This window comes from Nitrospira lenta, assembly GCF_900403705.1.
GTDB classification, from domain to species: Bacteria; Nitrospirota; Nitrospiria; order Nitrospirales; family Nitrospiraceae; genus Nitrospira_D; species Nitrospira_D lenta.
The window spans coordinates 227,175-253,417 of sequence record NZ_OUNR01000001.1 but is presented as its reverse complement, the minus strand read 5'-3'; the positions used below and the strand labels follow the sequence as shown (position 1 = coordinate 253,417).

The 26,243-nt window shown below is 58.3% G+C and carries 19 protein-coding genes and 1 tRNA gene; 15 read left to right on the top strand and 5 right to left on the bottom strand.

What is annotated here, in order from left to right; translation table 11 throughout:
- Window positions 1-274 precede the first annotated feature (274 nt).
- From hemE to hemG, 3 genes are read left to right on the top strand one after another with little or no spacing between them, the layout of a single operon-like run.
- Window positions 275-1,300 (top strand): uroporphyrinogen decarboxylase, encoded by a 1,026-nt coding sequence (gene hemE / locus NITLEN_RS01195; protein ID WP_121987754.1) that lies wholly within the window; start codon window positions 275-277, stop codon window positions 1,298-1,300.
- 14 nt (window positions 1,301-1,314) lie between these two features.
- The gene (hemH, locus tag NITLEN_RS01190) at window positions 1,315-2,259 is read left to right on the top strand and encodes a ferrochelatase (RefSeq protein WP_121987753.1); all 945 of its coding nucleotides are present in this window, start codon (window positions 1,315-1,317) and stop codon (window positions 2,257-2,259) included.
- Window positions 2,260-2,262: 3 nt separating this feature from the next.
- Window positions 2,263-3,714: a protoporphyrinogen oxidase gene (gene hemG / locus NITLEN_RS01185; protein ID WP_121987752.1), complete on the top strand. Its 1,452-nt coding sequence runs from the start codon at window positions 2,263-2,265 to the stop codon at window positions 3,712-3,714.
- A gap of 24 nt (window positions 3,715-3,738) precedes the next feature.
- Here hemG and NITLEN_RS01180 read toward each other — a convergent pair whose 3' ends face one another.
- The 3 genes from NITLEN_RS01180 to NITLEN_RS01170 all read right to left on the bottom strand — a co-directional run bounded on the left by NITLEN_RS01180 (window position 3,739) and on the right by NITLEN_RS01170 (window position 5,534).
- On the bottom strand, window positions 3,739-4,200 hold the full coding sequence (locus tag NITLEN_RS01180) for a DUF6531 domain-containing protein (RefSeq protein WP_121987751.1): 462 nt from the start codon (window positions 4,198-4,200) through the stop codon (window positions 3,739-3,741).
- 198 nt (window positions 4,201-4,398) lie between these two features.
- Window positions 4,399-4,872, bottom strand: a complete 474-nt coding sequence (locus tag NITLEN_RS01175) for a hypothetical protein (protein WP_121987750.1) — start codon at window positions 4,870-4,872, stop codon at window positions 4,399-4,401.
- Between the two features lie 17 nt (window positions 4,873-4,889).
- Window positions 4,890-5,534 (bottom strand): RHS repeat-associated core domain-containing protein, encoded by a 645-nt coding sequence (locus tag NITLEN_RS01170; protein WP_146216056.1) that lies wholly within the window; start codon window positions 5,532-5,534, stop codon window positions 4,890-4,892.
- A gap of 335 nt (window positions 5,535-5,869) precedes the next feature.
- On the opposite strand from NITLEN_RS01170, the gene NITLEN_RS01165 reads away from it, so the two are divergent.
- Entirely contained in the window at window positions 5,870-6,277 is a 408-nt protein-coding gene (locus tag NITLEN_RS01165) for a hypothetical protein (protein ID WP_121987748.1), read from the top strand.
- A 281-nt stretch (window positions 6,278-6,558) separates the two neighbouring features.
- Here the strand turns inward: NITLEN_RS01165 and NITLEN_RS01160 are convergent, their stop codons facing one another.
- A complete protein-coding gene (locus NITLEN_RS01160; RefSeq protein ID WP_121987747.1) occupies window positions 6,559-7,176 on the bottom strand; it encodes a hypothetical protein in 618 nt (205 codons plus the stop codon).
- Window positions 7,173-8,051, bottom strand: a complete 879-nt coding sequence (mazG, locus tag NITLEN_RS01155) for a nucleoside triphosphate pyrophosphohydrolase (protein WP_121987746.1) — start codon at window positions 8,049-8,051, stop codon at window positions 7,173-7,175. The genes NITLEN_RS01160 and mazG overlap by 4 nt, the downstream gene beginning before the upstream one ends.
- 131 nt (window positions 8,052-8,182) lie before the next feature.
- Here mazG and NITLEN_RS01150 point away from each other — a divergent pair, with 131 nt between their 5' ends.
- The 11 genes from NITLEN_RS01150 (at window position 8,183) to NITLEN_RS01100 (ending at window position 26,087) form a co-directional block, all read left to right on the top strand.
- Window positions 8,183-8,569 (top strand): DUF1844 domain-containing protein, encoded by a 387-nt coding sequence (locus NITLEN_RS01150; protein WP_121987745.1) that lies wholly within the window; start codon window positions 8,183-8,185, stop codon window positions 8,567-8,569.
- Window positions 8,570-8,697: 128 nt separating this feature from the next.
- Window positions 8,698-11,037 carry a sensor histidine kinase gene (locus tag NITLEN_RS01145; protein ID WP_121987744.1) on the top strand — a complete coding sequence of 780 codons (2,340 nt, stop codon included), beginning with the start codon at window positions 8,698-8,700 and terminating at the stop codon, window positions 11,035-11,037.
- A gap of 56 nt (window positions 11,038-11,093) precedes the next feature.
- The gene (locus NITLEN_RS01140; RefSeq protein WP_121987743.1) at window positions 11,094-12,488 is read left to right on the top strand and encodes a sigma-54-dependent transcriptional regulator; all 1,395 of its coding nucleotides are present in this window, start codon (window positions 11,094-11,096) and stop codon (window positions 12,486-12,488) included.
- Window positions 12,489-12,643: 155 nt separating this feature from the next.
- Entirely contained in the window at window positions 12,644-13,681 is a 1,038-nt protein-coding gene (gene purM / locus NITLEN_RS01135) for a phosphoribosylformylglycinamidine cyclo-ligase (protein WP_121987742.1), read from the top strand.
- Window positions 13,671-14,345 (top strand): phosphoribosylglycinamide formyltransferase, encoded by a 675-nt coding sequence (gene purN / locus NITLEN_RS01130; protein WP_121987741.1) that lies wholly within the window; start codon window positions 13,671-13,673, stop codon window positions 14,343-14,345. The genes purM and purN overlap by 11 nt, the downstream gene beginning before the upstream one ends.
- A 191-nt stretch (window positions 14,346-14,536) precedes the next feature.
- Window positions 14,537-14,612 (top strand) — tRNA-Ala (locus tag NITLEN_RS01125).
- A gap of 284 nt (window positions 14,613-14,896) precedes the next feature.
- Window positions 14,897-16,273, top strand: a complete 1,377-nt coding sequence (locus NITLEN_RS01120) for a sigma-54-dependent transcriptional regulator (protein WP_121987740.1) — start codon at window positions 14,897-14,899, stop codon at window positions 16,271-16,273.
- 36 nt (window positions 16,274-16,309) lie between these two features.
- Entirely contained in the window at window positions 16,310-18,595 is a 2,286-nt protein-coding gene (locus NITLEN_RS01115) for a PAS domain S-box protein (RefSeq protein ID WP_121987739.1), read from the top strand.
- Window positions 18,596-18,826: 231 nt separating this feature from the next.
- Window positions 18,827-19,213: a response regulator transcription factor gene (locus NITLEN_RS01110; RefSeq protein ID WP_121987738.1), complete on the top strand. Its 387-nt coding sequence runs from the start codon at window positions 18,827-18,829 to the stop codon at window positions 19,211-19,213.
- Window positions 19,214-19,273: 60 nt separating this feature from the next.
- Complete coding sequence (locus tag NITLEN_RS01105) at window positions 19,274-20,668, top strand: sigma-54 interaction domain-containing protein (RefSeq protein WP_121987737.1); 1,395 nt, start codon at window positions 19,274-19,276, stop codon at window positions 20,666-20,668.
- Between the two features lie 478 nt (window positions 20,669-21,146).
- Window positions 21,147-26,087 carry a cupredoxin domain-containing protein gene (locus tag NITLEN_RS01100; protein WP_121987736.1) on the top strand — a complete coding sequence of 1,647 codons (4,941 nt, stop codon included), beginning with the start codon at window positions 21,147-21,149 and terminating at the stop codon, window positions 26,085-26,087.
- Window positions 26,088-26,243 lie beyond the last annotated feature (156 nt).

Here is a 26,243-nt window from a genome sequence, read left to right as displayed (position 1 = left end):
GGCGAATCCCCAGTTATGCGCAACAGGATCAGGGCACTTGGGGAAATCTGAAAAGGCAGGCCGCCGATGCTGGATGTCTTGTTCACGCGTACAGGGGCCAGCTTGATACTAGATGATCCATTATACATGGACTGTTGAAAAATGAAACAACCAGGTCCTCTCTCTGCCGTGTAGGGTAGGTGCGCGACGAAAGGCGTCTGCTATTTTTTCTGGCGATCTTTCGCGGTTTGTTGATTTGACACTCTGACCCCCGCGTCTCTAAAATGCGCTGCTTATGAATGATCGTTTCCTCAAAGCGTGCCGGCGTGAGCCGGTTGATTGTACGCCGGTCTGGTTTATGCGCCAGGCTGGTCGATATATGTCTGAATATCGCGCACTGCGGGCCAAGCATTCCATGCTCGATTTGTGCAAGACGCCTGAACTGGCGGCGCAAGTCACCATGCAGCCGATCGACCGGTTCCCCCTCGATGCCGCCATCATTTTCGCGGACATTCTCCTGCCGTTGGAGCCGATGGGGTTGAACCTGGAGTTTGCCGAGGGTGAAGGTCCGGTGATTCACAATCCGGTCCGGGACCGTGCTGCGGTAGAACGATTGAAAGTGGTGGATGGCAGTGAGCTTGAATACGTTGCTGAAGCCATCAGGCAGGCGCGTCGCGCATTGAACGGGCGCGTGCCGCTCATCGGATTTGCCGGCGCGCCGTTTACGCTTGCGAGTTATGCGATTGAAGGCGGCGGGTCGCGGAACTATCTCCACACCAAGCAGATGATGTACAGCGATCCCGCGAGCTGGCACAAGCTCATGGATAAGTTTGCCCGGGTCATCACCGGGTATTTGCGACGGCAGATCCAAGCCGGGGCGCAGGCGGTGCAGCTGTTCGACAGCTGGGTCGGCTGTCTGTCGGCGGGGGATTATGCCGAGTATGTGAAGCCTCATGTCCAATTGATTTTCGACGGGCTCAAGCACGAGGGCGTTCCCCTCATCCACTTCGGCACCGGCACGACCGCGATTCTTCGGCAGATGCGCGAGGCCGGCGGCGATGTGATCGGCATCGATTGGCGCATCCATCTTGATGAAGCCTGGTCCATGGTCGGACACGATCGCGCGGTGCAGGGGAATCTCGATCCACTGGTTCTGTTTGCGCCGCTCCATGAAATTGAGCGGCGCGTCGAAGATATTTTACGGCGGGCCGGCAATCGGCCGGGCCACATTTTCAATCTCGGTCATGGCATTCTTCCGACCACTCCGGTCGATCATGTGGCGGCGACAATCGACATGATCCACAAACTCAGCCAACGCTAATCCAGAGTCATCTCATGGCGGATGCACAAGGTCCGGTCGCTGTTCTGCTCATGGCGATGGGGGGGCCGGATTCCCTCGACAACGTCGAGCCCTTTCTCCTGGATGTCCGCGGCGGGCGTCCCACTCCTCCTGAACTCGTCGAAGAAATTCGTGAACGCTATCGTGCCACGGGCGGGAAGTCGCCCGCGGTCGGCATTACGCAAGAAGTCGCGAAGAAGCTTGAACGGCGATTGAACGAGTCGGGTGGTCCGCGCTATCGAGTGTACGTCGGGTTGCGGCATTGGCATCCCTTCATCAAGGACACCTATGCCGAGTTACTCGTCGACGCGCCGGGCCAGGTGATCGGGCTGTGCATGGCGCCTCAGCAGTCGTCGCTGAGCACCGGAGCGTACCGTAAAAAGGTGGAGGACGCGCGGTCCGCTCTTCAGAGCACTTGTGCGGTCAGCTATGTGGGAAGCTGGAGCCAGCACCCGCAACTGATCGCAGCGATCGTTGAGAATGTCAGACAGGGATTGCTGAAGTTTCCCGCCGACCTCCGTGACCACGTTCCGGTTTTATTCACCGCGCACAGCCTGCCGGAACGCATTGTTGCGATGAAAGACCCGTATCCCGATGAGGTCAAAGGCACGGTCGATGCCATCACGGCCTGCTTAGGGAATCAGCCGACGCGGTTTGCCTACCAGAGTCAGGGCCGATCCAGTGAGCCCTGGTTGGGCCCGACAGTCGAGTCTGCACTGGAGACCCTGCATCGCGAAGGCCATCGACAGGTGCTCGTGGCGCCGATCGGTTTCATTTGCGATCATGTGGAAACGTTGTTCGATATCGATATTGAATTGAAGCAGTCGGCGGTGAACATGGGAATGCAGTTGGAACGGATGCCTATGCTCAATGCCGCTCCGGCACTGATTGAGACCTTAGTGTCGGTGATCGATGCCCACCAATCGTCGCGGGTACGGTAATCCGTGCCCACTCCTCGCACAGTCGTCATTGTCGGCGGTGGCATCTCTGGGCTGGCCACGGCGTTTTCTCTCCAAGAGCAGGCGGCAGCGGCCGGGTATGCCGTTCGCTGTATTGTGCTGGAGGCCGGGCCATCCTGGGGCGGGAAGATTGTCACGCATCGAATCGGTGACTTGACGACCGAAGCCGGGCCGGATTCATTCCTTTCGCAAAAACAGGCCGGGCTGGAGTTGTGCCGAAAGCTGGGTCTGACCGATCAACTCATCAATACCAACGAAAGCGCGAAGCGAGCGTTTGTCCTCTCGCGTGGGCGGCTGCATGAGTTACCCGAAGGGCTCATTACCTTTGTCCCGAAGCAGCTGGGGCCATTTCTCAGGAGCGGCCTGCTGAGTTGGACCGGATTGGCGCGCATGGGATTGGACGTAGTAGTGCCGCGCGGCCCCTCACAAGGAGACGAATCGCTGGCCTCGTTTTTCCGGCGACGGTTCGGATCGCAAGCCTTTGAGCGAGTGCTGGAGCCGCTCATGGCCGGGATCTATGCCGGCGATGCGGACCAGATGAGTGTGAAAGCCACGTTCCCGCGATTCGTCGAACTCGAGCAGGAATACGGCAGTATCATTCGCGGCATGATGGCTGCCAAGAAGAAGCAACCGCCGGCTCCGGCCGGAGGAACCAGGCTCACTATGTTCGTCAGTTTGCGCAACGGGCTGGGTGATCTGGTGACGGCCTTGACGGCGCGCCTCGCACAGCAAGGAGTGGAGTTGCGCACGGGCTGCCAGGTCGAGGCGTTGCGCGTGCGGTCTCATCAGTTGGGTCGCTGGATGTACGATCTCATTCTCAATGATGGGTCGGCGCTTTCGGCAGAGGCGTTAGTCTTGGCGACGCCCGCCTATGTGTCCGCCGAGTTGCTTCGTCCACTAACGCCGATTGCCGGCGGGTTGTTGGAGATGATTCCCTATGCGTCAACGGCGACCGTCGCGATGGCCTTTCCAGCTCACGCCGTTGCAGGGGCTGTTGAGGGATTTGGCTTTATCGTCCCGCGCGCGGAGGCCAGGGATCTGATTGCGGCGACCTGGACATCGCTGAAATGGCCTCATCGGGCGCCGGCGGATCAGGTATTGAGTCGTTGCTACGTCGGCGGGGTGGGGCGGGAAGAGATCCTTCAGCTGAGCGACGATCAGATGGTCGCCAAGATCCGCGCAGATTTAGCCGCGCTGTGTGGCATCACAACTGAGCCAACCTATGTCGAAGTGAATCGCTGGTGGAAGGCGATGCCGCAATACACGCTGGGGCATCTCGATCGTCTGACGCAGCTGGATGCCGCGTTGAGCCGTTACGGGGGACTCGTGCTGACCGGCGCCGGGTATCGCGGCGTGGGGATCCCCGACTGTATCCGCGATGGAGCCGTTGCCGCGGAGAAGGTTCTGAAGCACTTGGCAAACCCATCCCGATCATAATTCCGGCGCGCAGTGAAACCCGTATCAGATAAGCACAATCATTTCACCACTTCCGAACGGATTCCGGACGCGCCCAAAGTGGAACGACCATCCAAGGCCCGCTATGCTGCGCTCGTTGTACGCCACCACGCCTGGAGCTGACGTGTTCCGCCGCCCCCCAATGCGGCTGTTGTAGGCATGCTGCACTTTCAGATCGAACCCGCCGTTTCCGGGCAACACCAGATCGGTGTGCACCAGACTCAAATTCCCCGTGAACGGCGCCACACTTTCTTGCACCTGTTGAAAGATCGCCTGGGTTGAATCAGCCAAGAGCTGGCTGACATCCGTCGCGCCATACTGCCCCTTCTGGCCATAGAACGGATCATCTTTCCCATCACCCGCCGACTGGGCCCAGAGAGATGGGACAAATCCTACGAGCAGACTGAGCATAATCGCAGCACAGCTTACGTTGAGTATGGGACGGACTTTGTCTTTGATCAGAGGCATTGGTGCTTCCCTGTACCAGCTCATCCTAGGTCCTGCCTTTCAAGCCTACTCATATATTTTAGCCCTGGGATTCCCTGTGCTTAGTGCAATTCTCACTAGTCGCCTCATCCGTTTTGCTCGACTTCCACGACGCACCGAACCAAACACTGCTCTACACACATAACGCGGCTCTCTCTAGATGAAGCCGGTCAAGTAGACTTATCGGTCTTTTGTCCTGTACTCATTGAGTACTCTCTCAAGTGCCTCTGCGAGAAGAGTATCGTCTTCAGCCTCCATGACTCCCGCCTCTGAATCATGACGCAATAGCCAAACAACATCGATCACATGCCGAATTGAAGGGTCAAGTTCATTGAGATTGAATCCGACAAACCCTAAAAGGCCAAAGGCTGTTTTTATGCCCAGCTTACCCTTGCATACCAATAGTGCTATGAGGAGAACGCTCTCGCGTACATCAAAGAAAGCTTTCTCCGCTGAAAGAAGGGCAAGATCCCAAAGCGCGGATTCATCACCAGAAGACCAGATCTCTAACAACATCGTTTCGATCTGAGAGGGAAGCTCAAGGCCCCTGTCGTACAAGGCAGCAATCATAGCTTTCGCTTTTTCGATGTCGTCTTCAAGTAAGCCAACTTTAATGACTTCCCAAATCCAATTGGCTAACTTTGGGTCTAACATGGCCCCTCCCAGAACATTCAGTAGCGTCCACCAGGAACTTTATCTGGACCAAACTGTGGTGGATGGTTTTCGTATGGAGGCTTCTGCTTACCTTCACCAACTGTTTTCGTTCCTGTCCATTCATCAGGAAATTGCCGCTCTCCACCATGCTTTCCAATTTGGTTCTGATGTTGATGTATGATCTCCCCATCCTTAGTCACCGTTTGAGTTCGAGATATAGCAGCTCCATTCTCCCGCTCAATGGTTTCGATTTTCCGAGCACCGTCTGCCCCGAGAGTCTTCTTCTCAATAGTTTCTTTTGTGATGGTAATTGAACTTCTGACTGCGTCAGCACCATTTTGAATGCCCGTTATCGCTTCAATCGAATGTTCCGCTCCGCGCCCTGCTTTGAGAAGTTCTCCCGTTCCCGCGACAGGACTCACGACGCCAGCAATACTCAGGCCCACATCAACGACGGCGGAACTAATCCCCACGCCAGTATAGACGGCAAATCCTAGCTTCGCGACATCGACGGCGAGGAATACGAGATCGATCGGCGTGTTGCCGGAGGGATCCACAAACCGATAAGGATTATTCGCCGAATATGCATAAACATTATGAAATTGCCCACGTCCCAGCGTTGAGGCTTGCTGCCCCCGCAATAATCCTGGATCGACGGACAAGAAGCGCCCCAAGTTTCCCGTCGTAGTATCGCGCCCCAAGGAGGTGGAGGCTGGTTTCTGGATCGACGATCTTGGCGAGGAACTACTGGTTGTTGGCGACATTTTCCACTAGGCCGGCGATTTCGCCGAAGGGTTAATTGTCCGCACTCCACACCACGCAAGATAGGCGAATGGGCTAGCCCATTCGGGTATAGTCATTGGAGGGGAGCAGGGCTACGCTGATAACAGTGTCGGATGTGATGGGTGATTTCGAGGCTCTTGTCATCGTTGGAAGGCAGCCTCTATAGTACGGTGGATTGGTGGCACCCCCTCGAACCTGAACTGGAAACTGCGAGATGGATAACAAGCTGACGATTTTCGATGTGAGCGGGCCGTTCCGTGAACCGCGCGAGCCGATATTTTCGTATGACTACTCCGTTCAACGGCAGGCCTGGGCGACGCCGGTTGGGATTCGTGTCAAAGTCTCGATTCCCGATGAGCTGGATGTGTTGCGCGAGCGATTGTTGGGGCCGGTCGCCGGATCTCCCGGACAGCAACTGGTGATCGGCAAAGTCCTTTCGCGGACGATCGCGGATTGGAAAGTGCAAATTGCCGAGGCGGAGGGGATGCTGCTGGAGCGGCGCGATGTGATGCTGGCTCCATTCGTGGGACCGCTGGTCCATTTGTTTCAAAAGCTAGAACTCGTGTTTGAGCAGGAAAAGGCGACGTTGCGGGAAGAGGTCAGAAAACGGGTCGGCTTATAGCGGATCATCCCTTCTTTAGAGGCGATTGGCTCCGATCTTCCGAGCGGTCGCGTTCACACACAGATTCTGGGGATAGCCCTGTGGATAGCGATATTCATCAGCCTGGATGTGCTGGTTCTGCCAACAGATGAGCTTTTTGCCTGAGATTTAGGCATTGGGGTGTCTGCGCCGTCTCCTACTAGATCTTGTGGCGGACAGCAAAGGCCTGAATGGCTCTTGACAGGGCTGCGCGGCCTGTGGACAGACAGTGTTCCGAAGCAGTCAAATCACTTAGGATTTCACTAGAAAATAGAGCGATACCGTTTGGAATGGACGCCGGATTCGTCGGTATAGCCCAGCGATCCTTTGTCCGGCGCGCCGGTATCGCTCAAGTCGATCCGGTAGTGGCCGCGCACTTCCTCCATCGTCACTTCAAAAGGAATCGCCCGCGGCAGGAGTGTGCCGGGTGCATGGGCACCAAGTGCCAAGGTCTTGAGTGCTTCCACTCCGGCATATTGCTTATCCGAAAACACATAAATGTCGGCGACGGCATGATCGCCGAGCTGGTGTCCCGGTGTCGTGGCGGGGATATGGTCGCTCAGCGTGCCGGCCAGCCGTTCGCTCTTCAGCTGTTTTAACAGGCCGGCCACTTGGCTGTCGGTCGCTTCCGGCGGTACGACAATCGCGACGACGTTCATGTCTGTGATGCTGGTCTGGACTTTGAAAATGACTGGCGCGGATTCCGGATCTTCCACAACGGGTCCTGCGGGGCCCTCCGTCCCGGTCGCTTGTTTGTTGCGTGAGCTGGGCACGATCAGCGCGACAAACAACCAGAGGCCCAACAAGATGGCGAACACCACCACGAGGGGATGGGCGCCGGCGCGTTTGCCTTCTTGATAGGGATTCTGCTCGTCGCTCATGAAGGGATATCCTTTGCTGTGGCCGCTGAGTCTGATTGCACGGCGGATTCGCGTAGCCGGCGCTTGGCGTTTTCCCAGAGCCCGTCCAATTCACTGGCCGTCATGCCGGACAGCAGGCGTTGCTGTTCGGCCGCCTGGGATTCCACCAGGGTAAATCGGTCGACAAAGCGATTGGTCGAGAGCCGCAGGGCATCTTCAGGGTTGACCTTGAGAAACCGGGCGAGGTTGACGAGTGAAAAGAGCAGATCGCCGAGTTCCCCCGCGACGTCGTCCTGATGCGAAACGGAAGGGGCGGCTGCCGCCGCTGCCAGGGCGGCTTGTAGTTCGCCGATTTCCTCCGCGATCTTCTTGAAGACATCGGCCAGCCCGGTGGCATCGTGGGACCAGTCGAACCCGACGCGCGACGCCCGAGCCTGGACTTGATAGGCTCGGAGCAACGCCGGGAGCGCTTTAGGCACTCCATCCAATGCCGATTGTGTTCCACCGGCGGCCTGCCGTTCGGCCCGCTTGATCTCTTCCCACTGACTCAGGACTTGTTCACCGGTAGCCGGTTTCGTCGCCGTGTCCGGAGCACCGAAGACATGCGGGTGCCGCCGCACCAGTTTTGCGGCTAAATGGTCGACGACGTCGTCGATGGTGAAGGTGCCGGATTCGGACGCAATCTGGCTGTGGAAGATGACTTGAAGCAGGACATCGCCGAGTTCTTCCTTGAGCTTGGCGGTATCCCGGTGGTCGATGGTCTCCAGGACTTCATAGGCTTCTTCAAGGAGGTAGGGCTTCAGCGATTCGTGTGTTTGTTTGCGGTCCCACGGGCATCCATTCGGAGCCCGGAGTGTGGCCATAAGATCGATCAATTTTGCAAAGCGCTCGGACATACGTTCCTCGGTTGAGAGCCGCACTGTATACCGATAGGAATGTCGGCTTCAACGGTCGTCCGTCGCTTGCGAGCTCCGGGAGCCTATGGTAGGGTACCGCGCATAAATTCCGAGTTGTTGATGAGGGAGCTATGGCGGAAGAAGAAGGATTCGTCATCCGGGATCGGCGGGGTGGAAGTGGGGAGACCGCCGCGAATGCCTCAGGTCCACGCGAATCTTCCAAGCCGACGGTGGCGCCGGACTCGGATATCGAGTCTCACGCATCGGCGTTTCCCGTCACGTTCTCTTCCTTCGTCATTTCACTAGGCTCTTCTTCGCTGATGCTGATGGGAGAAAAGCTTGACCCTCAGCAACAGGCCGTTCCCGTCAATCTTCCGCAAGCCAAAGAAATTGTCGATTTGCTCTCCGTGCTCGAAGAGAAAACCAAAGGGAATCTCACCTCGGAAGAGCAGGCGGTCTTGCGGGACATGCTCTACGCGCTTCGCATGAAGTACGTTTCCCTCTCGTCCGGCAAATAGCTCCGACGGGGCAGCACTCACCGGTTTCCCACGGATCCGCTCAGTTCAGAGCTTTTGAGACGGCTCGCCAATTCCGTTATAGTGGGCTCAGTGCTTCGTACAACGAGGCGAGGAGCGTAGTCGTCCCCATGCCGGATTCGGAACAGCCATCACGTTCATTGTCCTCTGCGGGGCCGGGCTTGGCGGAACGTCGCGTGTCCGGCATCGAGTCTTCCGGTTCTGCCGCCTCCGGCAAGCCCCCTCGTTCCAACGAACCCGAGCGCAAGGCGCCCCAGCTCCGTCCGGTCTGGTTCGTCCTCATCTTATTGATCCCCAGTCTGGCGCTGACGTTCTACTATTCGCAGATGGCGGTGCCCGGCGGGGGCGAAGCCGATTCGTTTTTGCCGACGACCAGCTACGCTTTTGTGCTGCTGCTGTTGAATCTCGACTTAATCGGCTTCGTTGTGCTGACGCTGTTGCTCTCGCGCAACTTGATCAAAGCCTATTTCGAGCGGCGGCACCGGCTGGTCGGATCGGGGTTTCGGACGAAGCTGATCGCGGCCTTTATCGGATTCTCGCTGATCCCGACGATTCTGCTGGCGATTGTGGCGAGCGGGCTGGTCAATAAAGCAGTCGATGTCTGGTTCAGCGATCAGATCGATCGGGTGATGAAGGATTCGTATGAAGTTGCCCGCATGCAACATGCCGGACACATTGCGCTGGCCGTCAACAGTGCGCGCGCGATCGGGCAGGAGTTGTTTCGCGAAGATATGCTGATGTCCGAACAGCGCGATCTGCTGATTGCGGCCATGGCCCGCAAGCGGATGGAATACGGCGTGGCGGGGATCGAAGTGTTTTCATCGAAAATGGAGACGCTCACCAAAGCGCTGGATGCGGACATTCCCGCCGGCGTGTTGGACCTTCCGGTCAGTCAGCTGGTGTTGCAGGTCATCAACGGGAAGCAGGAGTTCACGTCGGTGCAGGAGGCGCAGACCGGCCGGTTGGTACGGGCGGGGGTGCCGGTCGCGGCCGGGAACAATCGGGGTGAACTGGCCGGCGTCGTAGTCGTCGAGGCCTATGTGCCGGAATCGCTGCTCACGAAAATGGAAGGCATCGGGCGGCAATACGAAGAGTATAAGCAGATCAAGGCTATGAAGAATCCAATTAAGGCCGGCGCCTACCTCTTCGTGGCGGTCGTGACTGTGATGATCCTCTTTAGCGCCACCTGGTTCGGATTTTATGTCGCCCGCAGTATTACGGTGCCGATTCAGCGCCTGGCCGAAGCGACCGAGGCGGTGGCGCAAGGCGACCTGTCGGTGAAGATCGATGCCAAAGCGACCGATGAAATCGGAACATTGATCGAGTCCTTCAACCGGATGACCGGGGACTTGCAAGGCAGCAAGTTCAAGTTGGAAGATGCCAACCGCTCGTTGCGGCAAACGAACGTCGAACTGGATCGCCGCCGGGCCTATATCGAAACCGTGGTGGAGACGATTGCCGCCGGATTGCTGTCGATCGACCGCAACGGCATCATCACGACATTCAATCCTTCCGGCGAGCGGATTCTCGGGTTGTCCGCCGACCGGATCCGGGATCGTCCGGCAAACGAGGTCTTTAAAGAATTCGGCCTGGATGTGTTTCAAGCGGTCTACGACCGGATGCAAGCCGATGCCCGGGACGACTGGTCGCTGGAAGGGCAAGTGGATGTGCAAGGCAAGCCCGTGAAAATCAGGCTGAACGGGTCGCGTATGCGGGATGAGGCGAATAAAGACCTCGGGTACGTGTTGATCTTCGACGACCTCACGGAATTGATCAAGGCGCAGAAAGTCGCGGCCTGGCAGGAAGTCGCCCGCCGCGTGGCGCACGAGATCAAGAATCCGCTCACGCCGATCCAACTCTCCGCGCAGCGCTTGCGGAAGAAGTTTTTCGAGAAGTCCCCGGACTTCGACAAGATTTTTGATGAGGCCACCAATGTGATCGTGACCGAGGTGGGCAGCTTGAAGCATATGGTGGACGAGTTCTCGAAGTTCGCCCGCCTGCCTGCGCCGCAGATGGCCCGGCAGTCGCTCAATGAGGTGATTGAGGAAGTGCTCACGCTGTACCGTGCGGCGCATAAGGACATCGCCTTCTGCGTCGAGTTGGATGAAGATCTTCCGGTGCTCAACTTCGACCGTGAACAGCTCAAGCGGGTCTGTGTGAATTTATTTGATAATGCCATTCAGGCGATGAATCATACGGGGCGTGTATGGGTCAGTACGAAATATGACACCAAACGCAAGCGCGCGATCGTGAGCGTGGCCGACGAAGGCATCGGGATTACGCTCGAAGATCAAGAGAAGCTCTTTGTGCCATATTTTACGCGGAAGAAAACCGGGACGGGGCTGGGGCTGGCGATTGTGCGCCGGATCATCACCGATCACGACGGCCAGATTCAGGCGTCGAATAATCAACCGAAGGGCGCGGTGTTTACCTTCGATCTGCCGGTGTAGGAGCCACGAGGAATGGGCGGTCAGGTGAAGCGGGATTCACGTATTACGGGGGACGCATGTCAGCATCGATCTTAATCGTCGACGACGAAGCCGCTATTTTAACGTCATTGCGGAGCATCCTTGAGGATGAGGGGTATGACGTTTCCGTCGCCGGCAGCGGCATTGAGGCCTTGAAGATCTATACGACGGATCCGCCGGACCTCATGATCTTGGATATTTGGATGCCGGAGCTGGATGGATTGGAGACTCTGAAACGGGTGAAAGAATTCGTGCCGACGGCCCAGGTCATGATGATGTCGGGGCATGGCTCCATCGAGACAGCGGTCAGGGCGATTAAGCTGGGGGCGTACGACTACATCGAAAAGCCGCTGTCCCTGGAAAATGTCACGCTCCGCGTGAAGCACGCGCTCGATCAATATCGGTTGGAACAGGAAAACCGGACGCTCAAGACGAAGGTCCAACGGAAGTTCGAACTCGTCGGCCAATCGTCCGTCATGCAGCAACTACGGCAGCTGATTGAAACAGCCGGCCCCACCAACAGCCGAGTCTTGATCGGCGGGGAGAATGGGACGGGCAAAGAGCTGGTGGCGCGCGCAATTCATACGCACTCCGCCAGGGTCGAGCATCCGTTCGTGGCGGTGAACTGCGCTGCTATTCCCGAGACGTTGATTGAAAGTGAATTGTTCGGCCATGAAAAGGGATCGTTTACCGGCGCGACCTCGATGAAGCGGGGGCAATTCGAACAGGCCGACGGCGGGACGTTATTTCTAGATGAGATCGCCGACATGAGCTTGAACACGCAGGCCAAGGTGCTGCGCGCACTCCAAGAACAGCAGTTCACCAGGGTCGGCGGCGGGAAGTTGATGAAGGTGGACGTGCGGGTGCTGGCGGCATCGAACAAAGATTTGGAAAAAGAAATCGCCAAGGGGACGTTCCGTGAAGATCTGTATTACCGCCTGAACGTCGTGCCGATCATTGTGCCGCCGTTGCGGGAACGCCGCGAAGACATTCCTGCGCTGGTTCGGCATTTCATGAAGATTCATGCCGAGGAGCAGGGGCTGCGTATCAAAGAAGTGACACCCGAGGCGATGACGGTCTTCCAGCAGTATGAATGGCCCGGCAACATTCGCGAATTGCGCAATCTCATTGAGCGTCTGATGATCATGGTGCCGGGAACGGTGATCGATGCGCCGCAGGCGGCGATGTCGCTACAGGGGCGGGGGAGCAGCCAGAGCGCGGCGGCCAGTGCTCAGGGGAACAGCCCGTTGCTGACGAAATCCTATGATTCCTTGCGCGATGCCAGGAATGCGTTCGAGAAGGACTATATCGGCCGAAAGCTGCGCGAGCACCATTGGAATATCTCGCGGACGGCCGAAGATCTTCAGATCGAGCGCAGTCATCTCCATCGCAAGATTAAGCTGCTTGAAGTGGAGATGCGCCCGGAAGTCTAGCTCGTTGGGGAATAAGCCAGAGCCTGCCTAAAAAACGGCCCGTCGCCGTATCGTGGACGTCCCCGCTGTTTGCGTGGTTTATATGGCGGGGGAATGGGCTCTCCAACTACTGCGTTGACCCTCGCAAGACGCTCCGTATAAGATGCGTCCCTCTTATGACGACCTATCGCGACTCAGGTGTAGATATCGATGCGGGCGACGAGTTTGTCGATCGCATTAAGCCGCTTGTCCGGTCGACCTTTCGTCCGGAAGTGCTGACCGATCTTGGCGGCTTCGGTGGACTGTTCCGCCTCCAGGCCAAGAAGTATGAAGATCCGGTACTGGTCTCCGGCACCGATGGCGTCGGGACCAAGCTCAGAGTGGCCTTTCTCATGGATCAGCACGACACGATCGGCATCGATCTCGTGGCGATGTGTGTGAACGATATCGCCGTCAGCGGCGCTGAACCGCTCTTCTTCCTCGACTATTTCGCCACGGGGAAATTGTCTGTTCCCAAAGCACAAGAAGTGCTGAAGGGCATTGCCGAGGGCTGCCGCCAGGCCGGGTGCGCGCTCATCGGAGGCGAAACGGCCGAGATGCCGTCGATGTATGGAAACGGGGAGTACGACCTCGCTGGCTTTGCCGTGGGCGTCGTGGACCGCCCGAAGATTATCGACGGCCGGTCGATTGCGCCGGGTGATGTCATCATCGGGCTCGCATCTTCCGGGCTGCACAGCAATGGCTATTCGTTGGCGCGGCGGGTGTTGTTCGAGCAGGCCAAGCTTACCGTGACCAGCCGCGTGCCGGAACTCACGACGACCGTCGGCGAAGCCCTGCTGGTTCCGACCAGAATTTATGCCAAGCAGATACTGGCGCTCATTCAGGAATATCCCATCAAGGGCATCGCGCACATTACGGGCGGCGGGATCACCGAAAATCTGCCGCGCGTCTTCCCGGCCGGCGTGCGGGCGCGGATCCACCGGGATCGCTGGGTCGTGCCGCCGATCTGTTCGCTGATCAGCCGGCTGGGTTCCGTCGAGCGAGATGAGATGTATCGTGTGTTTAACATGGGGATCGGATTGATCCTCGTGGTCCCCGCCGGATCGGCGGACGCCGTCATTGCGCGGGCGAAGGCGTTGGGCGATCAGGGCTATGTGATCGGTGAAATCGTCGCCGGCACTGAGACAGATCCACAGGTGGAGTATGTCGGGTAAAAGAACGGCTCCTCTTCGAGTGGCCGTCCTCGCATCGGGGCGTGGATCCAACCTCCAAGCCATCATCGATAGCATTGAAGCCAATCTGGTTCAGGCGACCATCGTCGCGGTCGTCAGCAATAAAAAAGATGCCGTGGCGCTGGAACGGGCCAGGAAACACGGGCTCAAGGATCTCTTTGTCGATCCCAAGCCGTTTGCCGGGCAGCCCGACAGCCGTGAAGCCTATGATCGGGCGCTTCTAGCCATCTTGCAGCAACATGATGTGGAGTTGGTGTTGCTGGCCGGCTACATGAAAATTGTCACAGCCGTGTTGGTGAATGCCTATGCCAACCGGATGATGAACATCCATCCGTCGTTGTTGCCGTCATTCCCGGGATTGGATGTGCAGAAGAAAGCCATTGAGTGGGGATGCAAATTGGCGGGTTGCACCGTTCATTTTGTGACCGAAGGGGTCGACGAAGGGCCGATTATTTTGCAGGCCGCCGTGCCGATCTTGGATGACGACTCGCCCGAGACGTTGGCCGCGCGGATTCTGGTGCAGGAGCACAAACTCTATCCCAGAGCCGTGCAGCTTTTCGCCGAAGGCCGGCTGCGCGTAGAGGGGCGTCGGGTATTCATTGAGCAGGGGAAACCGGTCGGGGAAGCCGTCATCGGCCCGTCATAGCCTTTGTTGCTGAATGATCGTCCGCAAGTGAACTTCCTGTAGAGACTCGCGGACTGGTTGTGTATAATCCGGCTGCTAAGGGGACGCGAGCCATACTTCCTCCCCGTTCTTCTACCGCAGCATCGAGTGTGCGCGCTCATGCGCAACCAACCCTGCGGGATTCGCGGCTCGTGTCTTCTGTTCCGCCAGGTGGGGGGCTAGCTCAGTTGGGAGAGCACTACGTTCGCAACGTAGGGGTCGGGGGTTCAACTCCCCTGCCCTCCACCAAATCACTTTCCTCAATTCAAATAGAGCCCGTGTGGATTTCTTCGAGGTCTGACGGCTCCGATGGCGTCCGCGTATCTCTCCTTTCTTGAATGCGCTTCGATTGGTCCCGGCTTTGCTTAAGACAGAGCTGAGTTTGTCTTAGTCCCTTTAAATAGGGTGTCACTGTGGCATTTCCCCTCAATGGGGAGCGGTTGCAGTGTGGCCTTTGGGGGCATTTGTGGCTTGAAGCGAACGCGACGGCAGGATTAGGCTGTCTCAGTGATGACGACAAGAAGGAGTCGAGCATGACGGAAGAATGGGGCGCAGTGCTGGTCGTCGATGATGATGCCGAGATGCGCGAGTTGGTCTTTGATGTACTCAAGGATCGCGGCCATCAGATTGCGACGGCGGGAAGCGGGCAGGAGGCGCTGAAGCTCTTGGCCGGAGAAGATTTTGCCGTTGTGCTCACCGATTTGAGAATGAAGGGGATGTTGGGGACAGAATTGTTGCTCGAGATCAAACGGCTGTATCCCGATATCGGCGTCATCCTCATGACCGCGTTCGGGTCCGTCGAAACCGCCGTGGAAGCGATGAAGCGAGGCGCGAGCGATTACCTCACGAAGCCGGTGAAGACGGAGGAGATTATTCGTGTGGTGGAACGCGCCGTGCGGGAATCCGCTCTTCGGCGCGAGGTAAGCCGGCTGCGGAAAGAAGTGCACAAGGAATACAGCTTTCATCACATTCTCGGAAAGAGCAAAGCGATTCAGGCGGTGTTCGATCTGATCCGCCGCGTCGCGGATAGTCCGACCAATGTGTTGATCACCGGGGAGAGTGGAACGGGAAAAGAACTGGTGGCGAAGGCCATTCATTACAACAGCGATCGCAAGGATGCGCCGTTCGTTCCGGTGAACTGCGCCGCGATTCCCGAACAGTTGTTGGAAAGCGAGCTCTTCGGTCACATGCGCGGGGCCTTCACCGACGCGAAGTCGGACAAGCGCGGGCTGTTCGAGGAGGCGCAAAAGGGCACGCTCTTTCTCGATGAAATCAGCGAGTTGCCGATTATGCTCCAGGCGAAAATCCTGCGCGCCATTCAGGAAAAGGAAATCCGCCGAGTCGGCGCCAATAAGCCGATCGCGGTGGATGTCCGCATCATTGCCGCCACCAATCTGCATCTTGCGGAGGAGGTGAAGGCAAAGCGGTTTCGTGATGACTTGTTCTATCGACTCAATGTCATTGAAGTCGTGTTGCCGCCGTTGCGGGATCGCCGGGAGGATATTCCCATCCTAGTGGAAGCCTTTCTCAAGAAATGTGCGGAGGTTCGGCACAAAGAAGTGAAGGGGGTCAGTGAATCGGCTCTGGCGATGTTGATGGACTACAGCTGGCCGGGCAATGTGCGAGAGCTGGAAAATGTGGTGGAGCGGGCCGTGACGCTCCATCGCGGTGAGAAGATTGCGCCGGACGACCTGCCGCTGGCGGTGCAGGGCGCTCGCGGGGACCGGCGGGTGCTCGACGAAGCCGCGGAAAAGATGCTGCCGCTGCATGAGATCGAGCAGGAGTACATCAAGAAGATTCTCGATAAAACCGGCGGGAACAAGTACCAGGCTGCGCAGGCGTTGGGCATCGACCGGAAGACCCTCTACCGCAAGCTCGGTGAGATTGAAGAAGCGAAGACTCACGAGTAGACTGTCGTTCACCATGCACGCCGGTCCAAGGCCCTCGTGAGCCCGCCACTCGACACCTCCACTCGCCTGAAAGCAGGGGCTATTCTCCTGCTCACTCTCTCGATCTTTGGTCTGGATCTCCTGACCCCGTTGGGATGGGCGGACTGGCTGTTGTATTTCATTCCTCTCGTGATGACCCTGCAATCGCTTCGGGATCGTGACGCCTACAATTTTGTCGCGGCGGTCACCCTGTTGACCGCCCTGGGTGGGTACTTCTCGCCGCGCGACATTCACCCGGCGGTGGCGTTGATGAATCGTGCGTTCGGCCTGATGATCATGTGGGGGGTCACCTGGATCATTGTTCGGCAGAGGCAGGTGCAGAGTCAGCTCGTCGGCGCCCGGGCCGCGCAAGCACAGGCAGAGGCTGGCCGCAAAGCGGCGGTGGCGGCGCGTGAGCTGGCGGAAGCCAGTGCGACCGGCGCGATTCACCGCGAGTCCCAAGCCGCCCGAGAACTCCTGCTCAGCAGTCTTCGATTGGACGGAATTGTCCAGTCTGCCATGGACGCCATTATCACCAGCGATGAACGGATGCAGGTTCTGTTATTCAACGAGGCCGCTGAGCGGATGTTTCAGTGCCCTGCCCGTGAAGCGATTGGTCAATCGGTAGACAAGTTTCTGCCCGCGCGATTTAGAGATGCCCATCGGCATCATGTGGAGGAGTTCGGACGATCTCGCGTGACGAGCCGGAAAATGGGGCAACTCGGGAAGGTGATGGGGCTTCGCGCGAACGGCGAAGAGTTTCCGGTCGAAGCGGCGATTTCCCATATCGTCGTGGAAGGTAAGACGCTCTATACCGTCATTCTCCGAGACATTGCGGAGCGGCTGCGGGCCGAAGAGCAGTTGCGGGGAATCGAAGAACGATCCCGGCTGGCCCTTGAAGCCGGCCAGCTCGGGGCGTGGGAGCATGATGTGGCGACAGGTCTGGTGCAGCTGGATGCCCGGGCCCAGGCGATCTATCGGTGTGGGACCGGCGTGTCGCTCGGAACGATGATCGCCTGCGTGCATCCCGATGACGCTCATGCCTTGCAGGAGTTGATGACGTCGACGCATCGGCCGGACGCGCCGGATGCCCGGTTTACGTCGGAGTACCGGATGCAGTATCCCGACGGGGAAGTGCGCTGGATGGTGGTGCGGGCACAGGCGTTTTTCGACGGAGCCGGACAGGGTTTTCGGGTGACTCGTGTGGTCGGGACCACGCAGGATGTGACCGCTCGTAAGAGGGTGGAGCATCTGATCCGGCAGAGCGAAGAGCGCTATCGGCGTCTGGTTGCGGTGTCGCCCTATGGCATCCTTGTGGTCCGGGCCGATCGGATCATTTTTGCCAACGATCAGGCGCTGAAACTGTTCGGCGCGGTGAAGGCCGAGGAAATCGTCGGGAGATCGCCTTTCGAACTCTTTCATCCGGAATGCCATGACGCGATGCGCGAGCGGGCCCATGCGCTGCTCGGTGGCAGCCAGGTGACTCCGATGGTTGAGGAGCGCATCGTCAAGCAGGACGGCACGCCGATGGATGTCGAGGTCAGCTCGGCCGGATTTTCCGACGAAGAGGGGCCGGCGATTTTGGCGATGCTGCGCGATATCAGTGAACGGAAACGGCTGCAGGAGCGGCTACGCAAGACCGAGCGCATCGCGGAGCTCGGAACGGTCGCCTCCGGGATGGCGCATGAGATTGGGACGCCCATGAATGTCATTCTAGGCCGCGCGGAATACCTGATGGATCGCGTGACGGATGAGACGGTCAAGAGGGGTTTGCAAACGATTGTGGCGCAGGTGGAACGCATTACGCGCGTCATGAATCAGCTCCTGGCCTTTGCTCGGCGCAAACCGTCTGAGCGCGGCCCGTTGTTCTTGCGGGATGTCATCGAAAACAGCGTCGAAATGTTTCAGGAGCGGCTTGTGAAAAGCCGGGTGCAGGTCGAGATGCAGCTGGATGAGGCCTGTCCCAGAGTGCAGGCGGATGCTGATCAAATGAATCAGGTACTCATCAATCTCATCATGAATGCCATTCACGCAATGCCGGACGGCGGGCAACTCCGTATCGGGATGGTCCCGGCTGACGATATGGTCAAGCTCACTGTGGCGGATACTGGCCACGGGATTCCTCAGGCGGTGATCGCCAAAGTGTTTACCCCGTTCTTTACGACCAAAGAGTTTGGCAAGGGAACGGGGTTAGGGCTTACGGTGGTGAAAGGGATTATTGAAGAGCATCACGGTTCGATTGTCGCTGAAAGCCAGGAAGGTCAGGGCACCACGTTTACGATTCTCTTGCCGAAAAGCGGATAGTGCGTGCCGTCACCTCTCGCCTTGGTTGGGGCATCTTGCAACAGCCGAATGTACGTATGTTGGGGTGTTTCTCTTCAGCCTGCGATCGCGGGCAAATCGTTCGTCGCGAATGCCCTCTAAAATAGCCTGATTCGTCTGTGGCTGCGAGTTGGCGCAATGGCATTGTCCTTGCGACTTCCCCCAAGACGAACGACTGTGCGGTGACAAAAAACTGTTAAGGAAGGTGTCCTCGTGGGAGAGGGTAAGCCGACTGTACTGGTGGTGGACGATGACGGAGAGATGCGCAGCCTTCTTCGTGACGGTTTGTGGAGCGAAGGGTATGTCCTTCGGGAAGCCGGAGACGGGGAGGAGGCGTGTCATGTGATCCTCCGGGCGGTGCCGGACTTGATTCTGACGGAGATTCATTTGGCTGCTGGCGGGGTCGACTATATCAATCGTCTCAGAGCGATCGTCCCGCATTGCCCTATCGTCGTCATGACAGCATTCGGCGATGAACAGGTGAAGGCGAAGGTGTTTCGAGCCGGTGCGACGAGGTATTTCAGCAAGCCGGTGCATCTGGCAGAGCTGAGGTCCTGCGTGAAGCAACTGCTCGGGGCCGGGAGTCAGCAGGTGTTCTAGCGTGGCGTGGCCACGGCAATCGTGTGTTAACGTTCTCGAGAATCTAAATGGAGTATAGAGATGGCCGGATCTCAGCCAGAGGTGTGCGCGGTTCCATCGTTCAGTGATCCTATTCTTGTCGCGAGGGTCGAAGCGATTCGGCAGCTGGCAGGTGGGATATCCGATCGCGTGGCGGTAGTGGATCGCGAGTTCAATATTGTCTATGCGAATTCGTCGGCGTGGACGAATCGTGAGCCCGGTGACGCGGATGCGCATCAGGCGAAGTGCTATCAGGCGTTTGCGCAGCGGACCGATCCCTGCGGCGCCTGCCCGGCGACAAAAGTGTTTGAAACGCCGGACGTCCAGTCTATTTCGTGCGGGACGGAAGGCGATGGAACGGCCTGTGGGATGCGCCAAGCATTTCCGTTGGCCGCCGGTGACGGGCAGGTCACGTCCATGCTGGTGTTGTTTAACCCCCTTTCTCAGACGACCCTTCGCACGGCATTGCCGGTCTCAAACGATCTTCCCGCTCTGACGGTACGAGAGCATTTGGGCGATCTCATCGGTCGCAGCGCGGCCATGCAGCAGCTGTTCGACATGATTGTCCTAGTCGCAGAGAGTCAGGCCACGGTCCTGATCCAGGGCGAAAGCGGTACAGGTAAGGAATTGGTCGCCAAAACGATTCATCGCCTCAGTGATCGGCGGGATAAGCCGTTCGTAGTGGTCGATTGCGGATCGCTTCCGGAGACGTTGTTGGAGAGTGAGTTGTTCGGCCATATGAAGGGATCGTTTACCGGTGCGACGGCCAACAAGCGGGGTTTATTCGAAGAGGCCGACGGCGGGACGATCTTCCTGGATGAAATCGCCGATACGACGCCGACCTTCCAGGCCAAACTGTTGCGGGTGTTGCAGGAAGGAGAGGTCAAGCGGGTGGGAGGAAACCAGCCGATCAAAGTTGAGGTGCGTGTAGTGTCGGCCACCAACAAGGATTTGAGTGAGTTGGTGAAGGCCAAGGCATTTCGGCAGGATCTCTATTACCGTCTGGCCGTTCTGCCGCTGTTTCTGCCCCCGCTTCGAGAGCGGCGAGACGACATTGCCTTGCTTGTCGATCATTTTGTCGTGGCGTCTTGTAAACGGCATCGGCAGGCGCCGAGAACGGTTTCGCCCGATGTCATGCAGGCGCTCAGTGAGGTTGCGTGGCCGGGGAATGTTCGTGAGCTGCAGCATTACATTGAGCGGGCCGTTGTCACGACAACGGGCCCGGAGCTGGCCTGCGGAGATATCGTGGCATTGAGATCGAAGGCACCGGAGGAAGGGCTGAGAATGGTCGTCCGGGATGCAGTCAGTCTCACAGAACGGACGCGCATCGTCGAAGCCTTGAGAAAGACCGGTGGCAATCGACTCCGGGCAGCCAAGCTACTCAAGATCAGCCGAGCTGGTCTCTACAATAAGTTGCGAGAGTACGGCCTCCAATAATCCTTCCGTGCCCTTATTTGCCCCAACCAATCAATCTGCACTGTCTAGACGGCTAGACAGTGCAACTACATGAAAATACAGGATTCAAAAGTTAGAGACGTAGGGGACTGTCTATGGCTGTGGAATCACGCCATTCGAGGGTCCTGTGCTGAGGAATGAATGAAGGGCAGCGGAGCCGCTCCAGGACTGGAAAATCGAAAATATGCTGAAAGTGTATCGAGTTAGGCATAGCGCTTGCGGATAGAAAGTCTCGCTGGTGAAGGTCTGGGTAATTTTGGACCGGCCTCCGAATGACCCATTCCTTCGTAAGAAGGATCCTTCACCAGCTCTAAATTCCTCCAGTGGAGAGGCCGGGTAGAGTCGGAGGCCGGTGCTTTTTGAAAAAAGGTACGCGGAACACGGACGAAGGGCATTCGTTGTCGGTGTGTTTTAACCGTCCGCCCATGGTAGGGGCGGTCATAACAGGGGGAGGCCGTGTATGAGGGTTTTTCAACTTCAATCTCAGCGTCAACGGCGGCGTAGCCGCCTGTCGTTGATGCTGCACAGCGTGTTGCTGACAGGCAGCCTGGTGGCAACACCATGGCTGTTTGCCGCAGGACCTGGCGAACCGTCGCATGACGGTCACGCGACTCCGGTCGCGATGCCGGGTTGGACGCAACAGCTCAAAGGCCAGACCGTGGTGGAAAACGCCATGGAGGGTCGTGCCGGCAATGCAGAGAAGATGGAGATGCAGCACCATCGCTTGATGGAGAAGCTGGGGGACCAGGCGAAGAAAGACGCGCAGGCAACCCCGACCTCCGGTGCGTTCAACGAGATGTCGATGATGCACCAGTACATGGGGCAGGACGGCAGCAGCTTCCTACTCATGACGGATTCCGGCAAGGGCGAGCCGGTCATCGCGTCCGGCGGGAAGTGTCCGGCCAATGCTCCGGTCAAGAAGTACGACGTCTCGATGATCAACATCGAGATCAGCTTGAATCGCTGGCTCGACTTCTATCCAGGGTACATGTACGTCCACACGGGCGACATCGACAAAGTCCGGGCCGAAGAGTCTAAGAACAAAGCCGCTCGCGAGAAGGACGGTTTTGATCCGGGCGCAGTGACGACCGGAAATCAGGGCGATGCGATTCAGCCGTTGGTGCTCCGCGCCAACCAGGGCGATTGCGTCAAGATGACGCTGCGGAATCAGATGGAAGGCGAGGATGGCAGCTTAGTCATTCAGGCTTCCAGCATGATTGTGAGCGCCACCGGAAAGCCTGCGACCACCACGAATCCTGATACGGTCGTCTCACCGGGTAAGACGCAGGACTTCGAATGGTATATCAACCCCGGCATGCAGGAAGGTGTGCGGCAGTTCCATTCATGGAGCCATGACCGCGAGTTGACGGTGTTGGGCCTGTTCGGCGCCTTCATCGTCGAACCGAAGGGTTCTAAGTACCTCGATCCGCTCGGTACGGGCGCGGCGCCCGACACGAATGGCGGATGGCAGGTCATGATCGATAACGGCTCGGGACCGGACTTCCGCGAATTCGTGCTCTTCTATCACGAAATCGGCGACGAAGCGTTCCGTCCGCTGAACAAGAAGGGTGACTTCTTGCCGCAGCGCGATCCGTTGACAGACGCCTATCGTCCGGGTGGCCGCGCGATCAACTATCGCAGCGAGCCGTTCGGCATCGATCAGATGCATTTGCAGCATGAGTATTTCGGGTTCGAGGACGAGTCGATGGCGTACAGTGCGTACACCTTCGGCGATCCTCCCACCACGGTGGCTCGCGGTTACCTGGGTGACCCGGTCAAGTGGCGGTTGGTGCACGGTGGATCGGAAGTGTTCCACTCCCACCATCCCCATAGCGGAACGATCCGCTGGCAGCGCAGCCCGCGTTCCGATCAGGAAGAGCATTGGTATAAAGGTCAGGACGGTCCGGTGAAGTATCCGGTCGTTCGGACCAAATCCGATCGGGTGGACGTGGAAGTCGTCGGTCCGTCCGAAGCGCTCGACCTGGAGCCGGAGTGCGGCGGCGGCGGCTGTCAGCATTTGGCTGGCGAATTCCTCTATCACTGCCATGTGGCGCATCACTACGTCGCGGGCATGTGGGGGTACGGCCGGTTCTACAACACCCTCCAAGTTGGTGCGGCGCATACCGACACGATGCCGGATATGCGTGAGTTGCCTGATCGTCAGGGCCGCATGCGGCAGGGTGTCTCGTCGGACAAATTGATCGGTTCGACCCTCGACTGGTTCGGCAAGACCTTCAAGATTGTCGACAAGAGCCAGAAGACGAACTGGAAGTCCGATCCGGTGATCGTGAACGTCAAGGATTGGGTCGAAATGTTCGTGCCGGCTCAGGGTCAACCAGGCCACACCAATGACGAGAAGGGCCAGATCATGGCCTATGACTCGACGGTGTGGGACTGGAAGTGGGATGGCAACATCGCTCGGGGCGAGCGCGAGAGCACTGCGGCGAACCCCAAGTATCCATGGGCCGCCAAGTGGGATGACAGCACCAGACCGGCTATTCTCTTTGACCCGACCACGGGCAAGATGGCCTGGCCGCTGTTCAAACCGCACTTCGGCAAGCGCGTGCCCTTCTCTGCGAACCATAGTGGCGCCCCCTGGCTGGAGCCGATCCACCAGGATGCCAACGGTGAGCGGACTTCCGAGCCGGCCCAGCCCGGCGAGCAGGGACGTTGGAGTCTCTGCCCGGTCAATGCGAACCGGAAGTTCTATAACATTCACTTTGTCCGCATGCCGATCACCCTGGCCAAGAAGCAGGGGAAAGAGCCGGCCATGGTGGATAAAGACGGTCTGATCTATCTGCTCCACGAAGAAGAGCGGTTGACCAGAGCCAACGACGATCTCAAGCTTCCGGCGGTCATTCGCGCCAACGTGTATGACTGCGTGGACTTGGTCCTCACCAGCGAGTGGGACGATGACGACTACACGAATTTCCAGTCGTCGAAGATCAACATCCATCCCCACTTCTTCCAGTTCGATACAGGGAACTCGGACGGAGTCATCTCCGGGATGGAGTATGAAATGTCCGTGCGCCCCTTCACGATGTGGGGGAAGAAGACGAAGCACGGATTGCCCGCTCCGATGGTCGCCAAGATCATCGGCGGAGCCAAAGCCGGAGCCAGCTCCATCAAGATTCAGCTGGCCCCTGGCGCCACGGCCTTCCATGTGAACACGGAAGTCATGGTGGGCATGGATTGCTTAGAGAAGGGCAACGATCCGACGGCGTCACTGCCGCGGGATAAGAGCTGCTCCGAAGTCGCCCGGATCAAGGAGATCAAGGGCGATCAGGTGACCTTCTTCAAGCCGTTGAAGAACAACCACCCGGCGAACGACCTCGTGTCGCCGGAGTTCGTGCGGTATCGGTGGTGGGTGGACGTGGATATGGGGACCGTGTTCTGGCATGACCACGCGTTCGGCGCAACGACCTGGCCACATGGCGGGTTCGGCGTGACGATCGTGGAGCCGTTCGGGTCCACCTATCACGATCCGAAGAACGGCAAGCTGGTGTGGAGCGGTCCGGTGGCGGACATCCATAGCAATGAGCCGATCGGTGCCGGTGTGAGCGGCAGCTTCCGTGAGTTGATGGTCTCCATCCACGACACGGTGCCCCACACGGTCAACGTCATCGAAGCCGGCAATCCTCCGGGACAGCCGATCGAAGTGGCGTTGGAAGCAGGCAAGACGGTGTCGTTCCAGATGCCCGATAAGATCATGAACGCACCGAACAAGTACATCAACGGCGGGACGCATACGACCGGCAGCGGTTTCAATTTCCGCGCGGCTCCGTTTGCACAACGTCTCTCGAACAATCCCGATACGTCGAAGCTGTTCAGCAGCGCGATCCATGGGGATCCGGGTACACCGCTCCTGCGGGCGTACACGGGCGACACCATGGTGTTCCGCCTGTTGCACCAGCTGATGAACGAATCGCACGTCTGGACGATCGCCGGCCACACCTTCCTCACGGAACGGTATGCGGCGGATGCCAACCGGAAGAACTCGATTCACGTCGGGATCGCCGAGCGGTATGACCTCGTGACCAAGGCGGGCGGATTCCAAGGCATGCCCGGTGACTACATCCACTTCAACGGCAGAACGTCACACTTCGCCGAAGGCGGATGGGGCATCGTGCGCGTGCTGGATAAGGAAACCGCGGATCTGAAGCCGCTTCCCAGGGGGACCAATCCCCTCGGGATTCCAGCCACTCCCAGCTCGGTCTGTCCGGCTGATGCTCCGGTGAAGAACTTCAATGTCGTGGCGTTGGATCGCCCGATGAAGCTCCATCCGAAGGCACCGGATGCGATTGAGGTGGACTTCGAGCGGAAGATTGAAATGACCATGCCGGAAGGCAAGATCTTCGCGCTCGAATCCGAAGCCACGACGGTCGCCAGCGGGGTCACCCCGAATCCGCTGACGCTGCGCGTCAACCTTGGTGATTGCATCAAGGTGAATCTGAAGAACAAGATGAAGGCAAGCCGGGCGTCGTTCTTTGCGCCGGGATTGGCCTTCGATCCGAGAGACAGCCAGGGGCTGAACGTCGGCAACAACAGCGGCGAGCAGACCATCGGTCCGGGCGAAAGCCGGGGCTACACCTACTATGCGCATCCGGCGAACAAGGAAACGACGTCGCTGGTGTGGGATGGTGGGAACATCGTCGTCAATCCGCGTAACGGATTGTACGGTGCCATTGTCGTCGGTCCGAAGGGATCGCAGTACCGCGATCCGGTCACCGGCGCCGATGTCTCGGAGAAGAATAGCTGGCGTGCGGACGTCATCGTCGATACCAGCTTGTCTGAGAATGCAGGCAGGCGGAACTATCGCGATGTCGCTCTGTTCTTCCAGGATGAAGACAACATCATCGGAACCGCGTTCATGCCCTATGTGCAGAACGTCGCCGGTTTGACGTCGGTGAACTACCGCGCCGAACCGTACAAGTTCCGTGAAGAGCAAGGCTGCTCGCTCGGGAAGATTTTCCAGCCCTGTGCGGTGGATAAGCCCGAGGATCCCGTCACGCCTCTGATCGAGGCGCATGCGGGCGACGCGATTCGCATCCATGTCATCGGTGCGAACAGCGAGCAGAACGGAATGTTCGGCGTCGAAGGCCATGAGTGGCCCATCGAGCCGTATATGCCGGGTGCCGACATGATCAGCGTTGTAGAGTATGCCGGGTCGGAAGTGCTGGACGTGTTTATCCGTGGCGGTGCGGGCGGACCGTATCGTCAGGTGGGTGACTTCGTCTGGTCCAACGCGCGGCTGCCGTACACGCAGTCCGGACAGTGGGGCTACCTCCGTGTCTTGCCGACTGGCGATTCACGGATCCAACCGCTCGGCGCAGCCGGTATGGGCGCCAAGCAGGCGGAAGCGGAGCCCGCAGTGAAAGCCATTCCGACCGCAATGAAGTAAGCGGAGCGGACATGGTGTAACACCTCGTGGGGGAGCTGCCAGAACTATGCGGCTCCCCCACTTGTGTTTTGAAAGGGATGGGGGAGGCTGAGATAAGGGGGGCGATCCCTGTATACTGGAGATCAAGGGACTTCAGTTTTCACCTTAACCTCAATC

Coding starts and splice junctions, on each gene's coding strand:
- hemE (WP_121987754.1), top strand. CDS start 275: ATGAATGATCGTTTCCTCAAAGCGTGCCGGCGTGAGCCGGTTGATTGT.
- hemH (WP_121987753.1), top strand. CDS start 1,315: ATGGCGGATGCACAAGGTCCGGTCGCTGTTCTGCTCATGGCGATGGGG.
- NITLEN_RS01180 (WP_121987751.1), bottom strand. CDS start 4,200: ATGCCTCTGATCAAAGACAAAGTCCGTCCCATACTCAACGTAAGCTGT.
- NITLEN_RS01175 (WP_121987750.1), bottom strand. CDS start 4,872: ATGTTAGACCCAAAGTTAGCCAATTGGATTTGGGAAGTCATTAAAGTT.
- NITLEN_RS01165 (WP_121987748.1), top strand. CDS start 5,870: ATGGATAACAAGCTGACGATTTTCGATGTGAGCGGGCCGTTCCGTGAA.
- NITLEN_RS01160 (WP_121987747.1), bottom strand. CDS start 7,176: ATGAGCGACGAGCAGAATCCCTATCAAGAAGGCAAACGCGCCGGCGCC.
- mazG (WP_121987746.1), bottom strand. CDS start 8,051: ATGTCCGAGCGCTTTGCAAAATTGATCGATCTTATGGCCACACTCCGG.
- NITLEN_RS01150 (WP_121987745.1), top strand. CDS start 8,183: ATGGCGGAAGAAGAAGGATTCGTCATCCGGGATCGGCGGGGTGGAAGT.
- NITLEN_RS01145 (WP_121987744.1), top strand. CDS start 8,698: ATGCCGGATTCGGAACAGCCATCACGTTCATTGTCCTCTGCGGGGCCG.
- NITLEN_RS01140 (WP_121987743.1), top strand. CDS start 11,094: ATGTCAGCATCGATCTTAATCGTCGACGACGAAGCCGCTATTTTAACG.
- purM (WP_121987742.1), top strand. CDS start 12,644: ATGACGACCTATCGCGACTCAGGTGTAGATATCGATGCGGGCGACGAG.
- purN (WP_121987741.1), top strand. CDS start 13,671: ATGTCGGGTAAAAGAACGGCTCCTCTTCGAGTGGCCGTCCTCGCATCG.
- NITLEN_RS01120 (WP_121987740.1), top strand. CDS start 14,897: ATGACGGAAGAATGGGGCGCAGTGCTGGTCGTCGATGATGATGCCGAG.
- NITLEN_RS01105 (WP_121987737.1), top strand. CDS start 19,274: ATGGCCGGATCTCAGCCAGAGGTGTGCGCGGTTCCATCGTTCAGTGAT.
- NITLEN_RS01100 (WP_121987736.1), top strand. CDS start 21,147: ATGAGGGTTTTTCAACTTCAATCTCAGCGTCAACGGCGGCGTAGCCGC.